At 70.4% G+C, this 10229-nt stretch carries 14 protein-coding genes and 1 pseudogene; 7 read left to right on the top strand and 8 right to left on the bottom strand.

Annotated features, from left to right (window positions below; genetic code table 11):
- The 3 genes and pseudogenes from Q7J26_RS14585 to Q7J26_RS14575 all read right to left on the bottom strand — a co-directional run.
- Nucleotides 1–218: pseudogene (locus tag Q7J26_RS14585) on the bottom strand (acetyl-CoA carboxylase carboxyl transferase subunit alpha); the annotation flags it as partial.
- A 176-nt stretch (nt 219–394) separates the two neighbouring features.
- Complete coding sequence (locus Q7J26_RS14580; RefSeq protein ID WP_008259650.1) at nt 395–688, bottom strand: DUF1902 domain-containing protein; 294 nt, start codon at nt 686–688, stop codon at nt 395–397.
- Between the two features lie 17 nt (nt 689–705).
- Nucleotides 706–1608: a tyrosine recombinase gene (locus Q7J26_RS14575; RefSeq protein ID WP_304937121.1), complete on the bottom strand. Its 903-nt coding sequence runs from the start codon at nt 1606–1608 to the stop codon at nt 706–708.
- A gap of 125 nt (nt 1609–1733) precedes the next feature.
- Between Q7J26_RS14575 and Q7J26_RS14570 the strand changes: the two genes are divergently transcribed.
- The 3 genes from Q7J26_RS14570 to Q7J26_RS14560 are packed head-to-tail and all read left to right on the top strand — an operon-like array spanning nt 1734 to nt 3990.
- Complete coding sequence (locus Q7J26_RS14570; protein ID WP_304937120.1) at nt 1734–2300, top strand: shikimate kinase; 567 nt, start codon at nt 1734–1736, stop codon at nt 2298–2300.
- Nucleotides 2297–3403 carry a 3-dehydroquinate synthase gene (gene aroB, locus Q7J26_RS14565; protein WP_304937119.1) on the top strand — a complete coding sequence of 369 codons (1107 nt, stop codon included), beginning with the start codon at nt 2297–2299 and terminating at the stop codon, nt 3401–3403. Before Q7J26_RS14570 ends, aroB begins: the two co-directional genes overlap by 4 nt.
- Nucleotides 3403–3990 (top strand): GNAT family N-acetyltransferase, encoded by a 588-nt coding sequence (locus Q7J26_RS14560; protein ID WP_304937122.1) that lies wholly within the window; start codon nt 3403–3405, stop codon nt 3988–3990. The genes aroB and Q7J26_RS14560 overlap by 1 nt, the downstream gene beginning before the upstream one ends.
- A 7-nt stretch (nt 3991–3997) precedes the next feature.
- Here Q7J26_RS14560 and Q7J26_RS14555 read toward each other — a convergent pair whose 3' ends face one another.
- Entirely contained in the window at nt 3998–5059 is a 1062-nt protein-coding gene (locus Q7J26_RS14555; RefSeq protein WP_304937118.1) for an SDR family oxidoreductase, read from the bottom strand.
- Between the two features lie 96 nt (nt 5060–5155).
- Between Q7J26_RS14555 and Q7J26_RS14550 the strand changes: the two genes are divergently transcribed.
- Nucleotides 5156–5536 carry a helix-turn-helix domain-containing protein gene (locus Q7J26_RS14550; protein WP_304937117.1) on the top strand — a complete coding sequence of 127 codons (381 nt, stop codon included), beginning with the start codon at nt 5156–5158 and terminating at the stop codon, nt 5534–5536.
- 3 nt (nt 5537–5539) lie between these two features.
- Here the strand turns inward: Q7J26_RS14550 and Q7J26_RS14545 are convergent, their stop codons facing one another.
- Both Q7J26_RS14545 and tadA read right to left on the bottom strand, forming a co-directional pair.
- A complete protein-coding gene (locus Q7J26_RS14545) occupies nt 5540–5983 on the bottom strand; it encodes an MliC family protein (RefSeq protein ID WP_304937116.1) in 444 nt (147 codons plus the stop codon).
- A 39-nt stretch (nt 5984–6022) separates the two neighbouring features.
- A complete protein-coding gene (tadA, locus tag Q7J26_RS14540) occupies nt 6023–6481 on the bottom strand; it encodes a tRNA adenosine(34) deaminase TadA (protein WP_304937115.1) in 459 nt (152 codons plus the stop codon).
- Between the two features lie 12 nt (nt 6482–6493).
- Here tadA and Q7J26_RS14535 point away from each other — a divergent pair, with 12 nt between their 5' ends.
- Both Q7J26_RS14535 and rsmD read left to right on the top strand, forming a co-directional pair.
- Nucleotides 6494–8071 carry a pseudouridine synthase gene (locus Q7J26_RS14535; protein ID WP_304937114.1) on the top strand — a complete coding sequence of 526 codons (1578 nt, stop codon included), beginning with the start codon at nt 6494–6496 and terminating at the stop codon, nt 8069–8071.
- Nucleotides 8072–8074: 3 nt separating this feature from the next.
- Nucleotides 8075–8638 (top strand): 16S rRNA (guanine(966)-N(2))-methyltransferase RsmD, encoded by a 564-nt coding sequence (gene rsmD / locus Q7J26_RS14530; RefSeq protein ID WP_304937113.1) that lies wholly within the window; start codon nt 8075–8077, stop codon nt 8636–8638.
- Nucleotides 8639–8645: 7 nt separating this feature from the next.
- On the opposite strand, the gene Q7J26_RS14525 is transcribed toward rsmD, so the two are convergent.
- Nucleotides 8646–9218 (bottom strand): hypothetical protein, encoded by a 573-nt coding sequence (locus tag Q7J26_RS14525; protein WP_304937112.1) that lies wholly within the window; start codon nt 9216–9218, stop codon nt 8646–8648.
- Nucleotides 9215–9742: an RNA polymerase sigma factor gene (locus Q7J26_RS14520; protein ID WP_304937111.1), complete on the bottom strand. Its 528-nt coding sequence runs from the start codon at nt 9740–9742 to the stop codon at nt 9215–9217. The genes Q7J26_RS14525 and Q7J26_RS14520 overlap by 4 nt, the downstream gene beginning before the upstream one ends.
- 98 nt (nt 9743–9840) lie before the next feature.
- On the opposite strand from Q7J26_RS14520, the gene Q7J26_RS14515 reads away from it, so the two are divergent.
- Nucleotides 9841–10134 (top strand): hypothetical protein, encoded by a 294-nt coding sequence (locus tag Q7J26_RS14515; protein ID WP_304937110.1) that lies wholly within the window; start codon nt 9841–9843, stop codon nt 10132–10134.
- Nucleotides 10135–10229: the final 95 nt, after the last annotated feature.

Genomic DNA, 10229 nt, shown 5'->3' with positions numbered 1-10229 from the left:
TCGACGAAATGCGGCCGCTGCGGATGGCGCGCGACCTGGGTCTTCATCCAGGGGTCGAGACCGGCGTAGGTCTTCTTGCGCAGCTGCTCGGCCTTTTTGCGCAGGCCGGCGATTTCCGTCTCGAACGAGCCCGAGGTTTCGGACAGGGCCGACAGTTCCTCGATCTTGGCTTCCAGATCGGCGATCGGCTTTTCGAAATCGAGATAGTGCGTGGCCATAAAGGCGTCCGGGACTGCAGGCGGGAAAACCGCCCCTAGGGAAGGCGGGCGAAACTAGAGAGGTCGAGGCCGCCGGGCAAGCGGGGTTCAGAGCCGCTTCCCTTCTCCCATGGGGAGAAGGTGGCCCGCAGGGCCGGATGAGGGCCTGTCGGTGGGAGAGTTCGCACCCTTCTCCCTCACCCTTTCGCGCAAGACCGATCGCTGCGCTCTCGGGCGCTCAAGCCCTCTCCCGCTGGGAGAGGGAAGGGAAGAGCCGCGACCGTGAAATGTGCTGCAGCCTCGAACCGAATGAGGGTGTCGCCGATAACGTTCATATTCTCGGCCAGAAGCTCTGCAGCGAAATGCCGGGCCAGCACTTCGAACTCGGTCAGCGTCGCGGTTTGGATCACGAGGCCAACGATGTTGGAGTCGCTGAACCAGACTTCGGCCTCAGGATCCCAGATCGCCTTGACGTAGAAATCCTCGGCCATGGCTCGAATATGCGCCGTCAATCATCCCGCGCCAAGGGGTGGTTTTGCTGGACGACCTGGGCCAGGCGGTCGGTGGCGACGTGGGTGTAGATCTGGGTCGTGGCGATGTCGGCGTGGCCCAGCAGGGTCTGGACGACGCGCAGGTCGGCGCCGCCTTCCAGCAGGTGGGTGGCGAAGGCGTGGCGCAGGACGTGGGGGCTGACGCGGGCGGGGTCGATGCCGGCGACCAGCGCCGCCTCGTCCAGCAGCTGGGCGAACCGGCGCGGCGTCAGATGGCCGGTGCGGCCGGACGAGGGGAACAGCCAGGGACTGTCGGGCGCCTCGGGCTTTCGCCCGGCGTCGCGCGCGGTCAGCCAGGCCTTGATCGCCTCGCGGGCGGCGGTGTTCAGGGGAGCCAGTCGTTCCTTGCCGCCCTTGCCGCGCACGATCAGATAGGCGGGGTCGCGGCGCACCGCCTCGACCTTCAGCCCCAGCAGCTCGGAGACCCGCAGCCCCGAGGCGTAGGCCATCTCGACCAGGGCGACCAGGCGCAGTCCCCCCGCGGCGTCGCGGGCGGCGGCGGCGGCCAGCAGACGGTCGATCTCGTCGCGGCTGAGCAGCTTGGGCAGGGGGCGGCCTTGCTTGGGCGCATCCAGGCGGCGCGACGGATCGTCCGTACGCCAGCCCTCGGCCAGGGCGAACCGATAGAACTGGCGCGCCGAGGAACGGCGCCGCGCGGCGGTGGCGGCCGACAGGCCGCGCCGCGACAGGTCGGCGAACCAGGTCTCGAGCGCCTCCTGGTCGGCCTGCATCAGGCCGCCGGCCCCGGCCAGGGCGGCCTCGGCGTCCGCCAAATCGCGGCCATAGGCGGACAGGGTGTGGGGCGAGGCGTCGCGTTCGACCGCCATCATCTCCAGAAAGGCCTCGATCTGGGGCGTCATGACGCGATCCGGTCCGTGGGCGGATGGCGCGAGGGCGGGCTTGGTGTAGAGGTTTGATCGATCATGCCTGCCCGTTCCGCCGCCTTCGCCGTCCTTTCGACCGTCCGTTCCGCCGGAGCCGCCGGATGAGGCGGCGCGCGAATCCGGGCCCGAACCGCACCATAGCCCTGGTCGGGCTGATGGGGGTGGGCAAATCGTCGGTGGGGCGGCGGCTGGCCAACCGGCTGAAACTGCCCTTCGCCGACGGGGACGTGGAGATCGAATCGGCGGCCGGGATGACGGTGTCCGAAATCTTCGCCGCCCTGGGCGAGGAGGAATTCCGGGCCGGCGAGGCGCGGGTGATGCGCCGCCTGCTGGAGGGACCGCCCATTGTCCTGGCGACCGGCGGCGGGGCGATGATGAATGCGGAAACCCGCGCCCTGTTGAAAGAACGGGCCGACACGGTCTGGCTGAGGGCGGACCTCAAGGTGATCGCCGAGCGGGTGGCGCGGCGCGACACCCGGCCCCTGTTGCGCGGCCAGGATCCGCTGGCGGTGCTGACGACCTTGGCCGAGGCCCGCTATCCGATCTATGGCGAGGCGGACGTGGCCGTGGACGTGGGCCAGGGCTCGCACGGTCAGGCGGTGGACGCCATTCACAAGAACCTGCGCCGACACTGGCGCCAGAGACGGCGCGCGGAGACGAGGCGATGACGATCATTCCGGTCAGCGGCGGGGCCTTCGCGGCCTATGACGTCGTGGTGGGGCGCGGGCTGCTGGCCCAGGCGGGGGCGCGCATCGCGCCCCTGGCCAAGGGGCGGACGGTCGTCATCACCGATGAGACGGTGGCGGCGATCCACGCCCCCGCCCTGACGGCCGCATTGGCGGCGGCAGGCGTCAGGAGCGAGATCGTGGCCGTGCCGGCGGGCGAGGGCTCCAAGTCCTTCGCCGAGTTGGAGCGGGTTCTGGACCGGCTGCTGGAGATCGGGCTGGACCGCAAGGACGTGGTCGTCGCCCTGGGCGGCGGCGTGGTGGGCGATCTGGCCGGTCTGGCGGCGGCGCTCTATATGCGCGGCGTCGACTTCGTGCAGATTCCGACGACCCTGCTGGCCCAGGTGGACTCGTCCGTCGGCGGCAAGACGGCCATCGACACGCCGCGGGGCAAGAACCTGGTCGGCGCCTTCCATCAGCCGCGTCTGGTCCTGGCCGACATCGACGTGCTGGCGACCCTGCCGACGCGGCAGGTGAAGTCCGGCTGGGCCGAGGTGCTGAAGCACGGGCTGATCTGCGACGCGGCCTTCTTCGACTGGCTGGCGGGCGAGGGGGCGACGGGCGCGGGGGGCGATCCGGCGGCGCTGGAACGGGCCGTGATCCGCTCGGTCGAGATCAAGAGCGCTGTCGTGGGCGAGGACGAGAAGGAAGCCGGGCGTCGCGCCCTGCTGAACCTGGGCCACACCTTCGGCCATGCGGTCGAGACCGAGGTCGGCTTCGACGAAGGCGCGCTGGCCCACGGCGAGGCGGTCGCCCTGGGCTGCTGCATGGCTTTCCGGTATTCGGCGCGGGAGGGGCTGTGTTCGGCGGAAGACGTCGAACGGGTCGAGGCGGTGGTCGCGGCCGCGGGCCTGCCGACACGGCTGGAGCAGGCGGGGTCGTTCGCGGCCGACCGGCTGCTGGCCCTGATGGCGGGCGACAAGAAGGCCGAGGGCGGAGCCCTGACCCTGATACTGGCGCGCGGCATCGGCCAGGCCTTCGTGGCCAAGGGGGTTGATGCGGCCAAGGTGCGGGCCTTCCTGATCGAGGAAGGCGCCTCGGCGTGATGCAGATCGCCACGGTCCCGCTGGAGGACCAGTTCGTGCGGCTGGAGCCGTTCGATGATAGGCTGAAGGCCGAGGTGCGCGCGGTGTTGGATTGCGACGCCGCCGCCTGGGACATCATGGTCGCCCCGGCTTATGGCGCGCATTTCGACGGCTGGTGGGACAGCGCCCTGGCGGCGATGCGCGCCGGAACGCGCATCGCCTATGCGGTGCGGCGACTGTCTGACGGGGTCGTGGTCGGCACGACCAGCCTGTACGAGATCCATCCCGCCTATCGCCGCTGCGAAATCGGCTCGACCTTCTACCGGCCTGAGGCACGGGGCGGGGCGATCAATCCGGCCTGCAAGCGGCTGTTGCTCGGCCACGCCTTCAACGCAGGCGCGGTGCGGGTCGAGATCATCACCGACGCCGTCAACGCCCAGAGCCAAGCCGCCATCCTGAAGCTGGGCGCCAAGGCCGAAGGCGTGCTGCGCAAGCACAAGATCACCTGGACCGGCCGGGCGCGCGACACCGTCATGTTCGCGGTGATCGACGACGACTGGCCCGAGGTGCGCGACGGTTTGGATCGCAGGCTGGCGGGTTTCGGCTGATCGGCCGTCAGGGAATCAACCGCTCAGCCCTGAGTTGTTCGAACAGGGCGAAGAAGGCGTCGTCGGTGGGCTGGTAGTCGAGGAAGCCCAGGCGGCGGCTCTTGCCCATGTCGGTCACCACTTCGATCGGGCGGCCGAGGTCGGCGTCTGTGTGCCAGGGCGAGGCCAGGCGGTCGAGGTTCGGCTCGACCAGGTTTTCGCGAGCGGCGAGGCGGCGCCAGACTTCGCCGTCCTCAGCCATTTGGGTCTCCAGCGGCGTGATCGTCCCGTCAAACGGGGCGGGCGTCAGGCCGAACCAGTCGGCGATCCGTCCCCACATCCATTTCCAGCGGAAGACATCGCCGTTGACGACGTTGAAGGCCTGGTTGGCGGCGGCGGGCGTGGTGGCGGCCCAGACCAGATGACGGGCCAGCTGGGTGGCGCTGGTCATGTCGGTGAGGCCGTTCCACTGGGCTTCAGAACCGGGGAAGCGGAACGGGCGGCCTGTCTCGCGGCACAGGCTGGCGTAGGCCGCCAGGGTGGTTCCCATGTTCATGGCGTTGCCGACCGCCCTGCCGATGATGGTGTGGGGGCGATGAACGCTCCAGGCGAAGCCGTCGGCCTGGGCGGCGGCGAAGACCTCGTCTTCCTGGGCGTAGTAGAAGTTGTCGATATCCAGCCGGGCCTGTTCCTCGCGGAACGGCGTCTGAGGCAAGACGCCTTTGCCATAGGCCTCGAACGGGCCGAGGTAGTGTTTCAGGCCGGTCACCAGGGCGACGTGGCGCACTGAGGCCGCAGGTCGGACGGCGTCCAGCACGGCGCGCACCATGGCGGCGTTGACGCGAATGTTCTCCGCCTCATTCGCCTGGCGCGACCAGGTGGTGAAGAAGACGGCGTCCGGACGGGTCTGGGCCAGGGCGGCTGCGGCGCCGGACGGGTCTTGAAGGTCTGCGACGACGGGCGTGACCCCGTCCTGCGCGACCGGCCGGCGGGCGAGGCCCAGCACCGACCAGCCGCGGGCTGTGAGTTCGGCCGCGACGGCGCCGCCTGCGATACCGCTGGATCCCACCACAAGGGCTGTTTTGGACATGGTCGTCTCCTCTTCGTTCGTCCATCACCTAGTGGGGGCGGCGCCGGGTCGCTAGAAGGCACCATTTGGGGACCTGGATCCCGGAAGGCGACCACCATGCAGACAGGCGGCGAAGACGAGGATTGGCGCGAGGACTGCGCGCCCCGGCGGGTGCTGGAGCTGTTCGCGACCAAATGGACCAGCATGGTTCTGCACACCCTGCATGCGCGTCATGGCGGCTGTGCGCGGGCCGGCGTCCTGCTGCGCAGCCTGCCGGGGGTGTCCAAGAAGATGCTGACCCAGACGCTGCGCGAGATGGAGGTCAGCGGCCTGATCAACCGCCATGTGCTGGAGGCGATGCCGCCCGCCGTCGAATACCGGCTGACGGACCTGGGCGCGCGGTTCGTGGAGCCGGTCGAACTGCTCTACGCCTGGGGGCGGGACAATGCGGAGGCGCTGGATCAGCTCGCGCCGCGACCGACGTCGCGCAGGGGCTAGGCTTCAGTCCACGGCCCGGCATTGGGTCGGCTGGCGCCCTTGGACCGACCAGGTGGCGAGGACGCCCTTGCCGCGCAGTTCGACGTTGGAGGCGCGGTACCAGATGCCGTCGGCGGCGCGCTCCTGATACAGGTCGATGGCCTCGCCGGACGAGTTGCGGACGGTGGCCATCTGGCGGGGGTTGTCGAAATCGACCGACAGGCGTTCGCCGTTGTCGCACAGATAGACGGTGTGGACGACGCGGTTCAGGGTGCGGTCCTGGATCTCGGCGCCGGTGCGCTGGCGGGCCGTCTGGGCCTCGATGGCGCGGTCCTTGACCTCGTCGCCGGTGGTGGGGGCCTTGTCGGGATCGGGGCCGCAGGCGGCCAGAACCGCCAGGGCGGCGAGAAGGGCGGGGGCGGCCAGGCCGCGCAAGACGACGGACGACGGCGAAACCGGCTTGAACAAGACGCTTATCCTCACAACGGCGCCGCTTGGCGCGCCGGTCTAACGTGCGCCGCTCGCGGCCGTTCCCCTCCGTTGACGGAAGAAGGATTTGAGCAGGCCGGACGACTCGTCCGCCAGAAGACCCCAGTCCGTCGCCGGGCGCCAGTGGCAGGTGGGCTGTTCGAACAGGCGGGGGCCGTGGATCACCGCCCCGCCCTTGGGATCGTCGGCGGCCCAGACGACGCGGCCGATTCGGGCGTGGCTGATAGCGCCGGCGCACATGGCGCAGGGCTCCAGCGTCACATACAGGGTCAGGCCGGTCAGACGGTAGTTTTCCAGCGCCGTCGCCGCGCGCCGCATCGCGACGACCTCGGCATGGGCGGTGGGGTCGTGTGACGCGATTGGACCATTGGCGCCGGTCGAAATTACCTCACCTGAGGCAGGATCGACAAGAATTGCGCCCACAGGCACCTCTCCTGCGTCCGCCGCCGCTTGCGCTTGGTCCAGCGCCATGCGCATGAACCGCTCATCATGGTCCGCCATACAGACGACAACGACAAGAAGCCCCGCGCCCGTCAAGACGAACGGTCGCCCCGGCCCTTTAAATCCTCCGGTCCTCGCAAGAGCGGCGACGGGACGAAATCATTCGGCGACAAGCCGCGCAGCCCTCGCGAAGACGGCCCCAAGCGGTTCGGCGACAAGCCTGACCGGGCCGGGACGAGCGACCGGCCCCGCAGCGGGGGCGCCGGCAAGGACGGCAAGCCGTCATCCAATTCGGCCAAGACCGACACGCCGCTGCGCGCTGAGCGAATCGCCAAGACCATGGCGCGCGCCGGCATCGCCTCGCGCCGCGAGGTCGAGCGGCTGATCGGCCTGGGCAAGGTGGCGGTCAACGGCCGCATCCTGGACACGCCCGCGACCCTGGTGACGCGCGACGACGTGATCACCGTGGACGGCAAGCCCATGGGCTCGACCCAGGCGACGCGCGTCTGGCGCTATCACAAGCCGGCCGGCCTGCTGACCAGCCACAGGGATCCGACCGGACGCCCGACGGTGTTCGACGCCCTGCCGGCCGGCCTGCCGCGCGTGATCTCGATCGGACGGCTGGATCTGTCGACCGAAGGCCTGCTGCTGCTGACCAACGACGGCGAGCTGAGCCGGGCGATGGAGCTGCCCTCGGCTGGGCTGGTGCGTCAGTATCGGGCGCGGGCGCGGGGCAAGATCACGCAAGAACAACTGGACGAGCTGAAGAACGGCGCCGTCGTGGAGGGCATCTCCTACGGTCCCATGGTGGCGACGCTGGACAAGGCCAAGGAGTCCAAATCCGAGGACGGCCGGACGCCGAGCAACCTGTGGATCTCGGTCTCGATCACCGAGGGCAAGAACCGCGAAGTCCGCAAGGTGCTGGAGTCCGTCGGCCTGACGGTCAACCGCCTGATCCGCCTGGCCTATGGCCCGTTCCGCCTGGACGTCCTGCCGGTCGGCTCGGTCGAAGAAATCGGGCCGCGCGTGATCCGCGAGCTGCTGGCCGACTACATCCGGCCCGAGAACCTGCCGACCGGCAATACGGTCGAGACGCCTGCGCCCATCCCCGGCCGTCGCGTGTCCACGCCGATCCTCAAGGGCGCCTCGGGCTCGGCCATGTCGGACCCTTCGCGCAAGCCCAGCCGGGTTCGCGCCGCCGAGACGGCCCAGGCCGATGCGGTCGAGCGCCGCGAGCGGCCGCCCAAGAAGGAAGGCTGGGCCAAGGCGACGCCCCGCACCGTCCACCCCAAGAAGACCTTCAAGCCGCGCGAAGGCGCCCCGACCGACGGCGAACGCCCGGCTCGCACCTACAAGCCGCGCGAGGACGGCGACCGTCCCGCCCGCGCCTATACGCCGCGCGAGGGGGCTCCGGCCCGCAGCAGCGACGGACCCAAGCGCGAGTACAAGCCCCGCACGGCCGGCGCCGACGCGGGCAAGCGGGAGTTCAAGCCGCGCGGGTTCGGCGCAGCCTCGCCCAGCGGACGCGAAACCCGGCCGCCACGGACCGGCGGCGGCAAGCCGGCGGGGCCTTCGGGCACCAGCGGCCGCGCGCCGGGGGGCAAGCCCCGCACGCCCCGGAGCTGAGGCTTGCGGATCGTTGCGGGAAGCCTGAAGGGCCGGGCCATCGTCGCGCCGGAGGGGCAGGGCACGCGCCCGACCTCCGACCGTGCGCGGCAGGCCGTGTTCAATGTGCTGGAACACGCCGCCTGGGCCGAGAGCCTGAACGGCGCGCGGGTCATCGACCTGTACGCCGGATCGGGCGCCCTGGGGTTCGAGGCGGTCAGCCGGGGCGCGGGCTTCTGCCTGTTCGTCGAGACCGACGATGGGGCCAGGGGCGCGATCCGCGAGAACGCCGACGCCTATGGGGTGATGGGCCGCACCCGCGTCCATCGACGCAGCGCGACGGACCTGGGCGTTCGGCCCGGATCGGACGGCGAGGCCTTCGACATCGCCTTCCTGGACCCGCCCTATGGCAAGGGGCTGGGGGAGCAGACGCTTTTGCGGCTGCTGGAGGGGAACTGGCTGAAGCCGGGCGCCCTGGTGGTGTTCGAGCGCGGGTCGGACGAACCGGACATCGACACCCCCGGCTATGAACGGCTGGACGCCCGAGATTACGGCGCGGCGCGGGTGCTGTTCCTCCGGGTCGCCTGATCCGGACCTACGAGGCGTCCATTTCCAGCGCTTCCAGCGCCGCCTGATGCGCCGCCATCCGACGGCGGCAGCGGCGGGCGTGGCGCAGGTAGTAGCCGATGCAGATGACCAGGAAGCCGAACATCCCGGCGATGACGGCCCCGGCGGGGCCACGCGCGGGATCGACCGTCGTCAGGATGACCAGCAGGAAGATCATGGCCGCCACGCTGATGGCGACGCCGGACAGGGCCCAGCGGTAGCCGGTGCGAGCCTGGCCCAGGGCCGAGCGCAACACGGCCTGCGGCGTCTCGGTCAACAGGCCGGGGTGGCCGCGTCGGGACCATAGGGTCAGGCCCAAGGCCACGAGGACGAAGGCCAGGCCGGCCGCGAGCGCCGGCAGGGGAATGCCGCGATAGGCGCCCCAGCCCATGACCCCCAGCACGACGACCCCGCCGCCCATCTCCTGCCAGAAATTGAGCCGGGCCAGCCGGTCGCGGCGGCGCAGCGACCGGATGAAACCGGCGTCCAGCCGGGGTTCGGGGTCGGGGGTCTCGGTCCAGGCCTGGGTCAGGTCGGTCCAGTCGTCATCAGGGCGGGTCATGAGCGGACCTCTTGGGACGGTGTGGGGGGCAGCGCCTCACCCAAAGCAATTCTGAGCGCCGCCTTGGCGCGGGTCAGGCGGATGGAGACGGCGTTGGGGTTCAGGCCCAGCATGTCGGCGATCTCGGCCGGGGCGAAACCTTCCAGGGTCAGAAGCGCGGGCTGGCGCAGCGACAGGGGCAGGGCGCGCACCGCCTGGCCCAGCCGGTCGTGCAGATCCCGAGTCTCGGCCGCCTCGTGCGGGGTGGGGGCGTCGCAGGGGGCGGTTTCGTCCAGGGGCTGGCGGCGCGGCTCGGCCGCCTCGCGGGCCACATGGGTGACGGCGCGGTTGTGGGCCACGCGGGCGATGAAATGGCGCAAGGGCACCTCGCCCCGGTGCTTGGGCAGGGCGCGCCAGACGGCCAGCAATATGTCCTGCTCCAGCTCGCGCCGCCGCTCGCGATCCGCCTCATAGGCCGAGGCGATGCGGCGCAGCATGCCGCCGTGCTCGGCCAGCAGGGCCTCGAAGGTCTGGTCGCGTCCCAAGCGCGGCGGTCTCCGTGAAAAAATCGTCGGTCGGGATGAAAGACTCAGGGAAGGGCCGAGACTTTCAGGTCAGGCGTCGAAAAACAAAGGAGTTCGCCATGACGATTGAGACGGGGACCATAGAGACACCGAAAAATGGCGTGCTGACGCGGGGCAAGGGGTTCCTGAAGGTGCTGGCCCTGCTGCTGCTGGTCGGGGCGATTTGCGCCTGGATCGGCCTGGGGATCGGCCTCTATCTGGACGTGGATCGCGGCGCGCGCATCACCCTGGCCATTGTCGCGGCGGTGACGACCGAGGCCCTGTTCTGGACCACGGCGGCCCTGCTGGGGATGTCGGTGGTCGAGGCGCGCAAGCGGATCTGGCGCAGGATCACGGGACGGGGCCGCGACTGATCGTCGAATCCGACGGCGGGGGGCAGCTTCGGGCGCCGGCCGCGCGGCAGCCCCCTCCACCACCGCGCAAGAGGCGCGGCGGTCCCCCTCCCCCA

It is taken from the genome of Brevundimonas sp. (assembly GCF_030656255.1).
Lineage (GTDB): Bacteria > Pseudomonadota > Alphaproteobacteria > Caulobacterales > Caulobacteraceae > Brevundimonas.
This window is presented reverse-complemented; position numbering and strand designations above follow the sequence as displayed.

Bases quoted from the DNA above. Each gene is read 5' to 3' on its own strand.
- Q7J26_RS14550 (WP_304937117.1), top strand. From the start codon at position 5,156: ATGCAGACAGGCGGCGAAGACGAGGATTGGCGCGAGGACTGCGCGCCC.
- Q7J26_RS14580 (WP_008259650.1), bottom strand. From the start codon at position 688: ATGGCCGAGGATTTCTACGTCAAGGCGATCTGGGATCCTGAGGCCGAA.
- aroB (WP_304937119.1), top strand. From the start codon at position 2,297: ATGACGATCATTCCGGTCAGCGGCGGGGCCTTCGCGGCCTATGACGTC.
- Q7J26_RS14575 (WP_304937121.1), bottom strand. From the start codon at position 1,608: ATGACGCCCCAGATCGAGGCCTTTCTGGAGATGATGGCGGTCGAACGC.
- Q7J26_RS14555 (WP_304937118.1), bottom strand. From the start codon at position 5,059: ATGTCCAAAACAGCCCTTGTGGTGGGATCCAGCGGTATCGCAGGCGGC.
- Q7J26_RS14515 (WP_304937110.1), top strand. From the start codon at position 9,841: ATGACGATTGAGACGGGGACCATAGAGACACCGAAAAATGGCGTGCTG.
- Q7J26_RS14525 (WP_304937112.1), bottom strand. From the start codon at position 9,218: ATGACCCGCCCTGATGACGACTGGACCGACCTGACCCAGGCCTGGACC.
- Q7J26_RS14570 (WP_304937120.1), top strand. From the start codon at position 1,734: ATGAGGCGGCGCGCGAATCCGGGCCCGAACCGCACCATAGCCCTGGTC.
- Q7J26_RS14535 (WP_304937114.1), top strand. From the start codon at position 6,494: ATGGTCCGCCATACAGACGACAACGACAAGAAGCCCCGCGCCCGTCAA.
- tadA (WP_304937115.1), bottom strand. From the start codon at position 6,481: ATGCGCATGGCGCTGGACCAAGCGCAAGCGGCGGCGGACGCAGGAGAG.
- Q7J26_RS14560 (WP_304937122.1), top strand. From the start codon at position 3,403: ATGCAGATCGCCACGGTCCCGCTGGAGGACCAGTTCGTGCGGCTGGAG.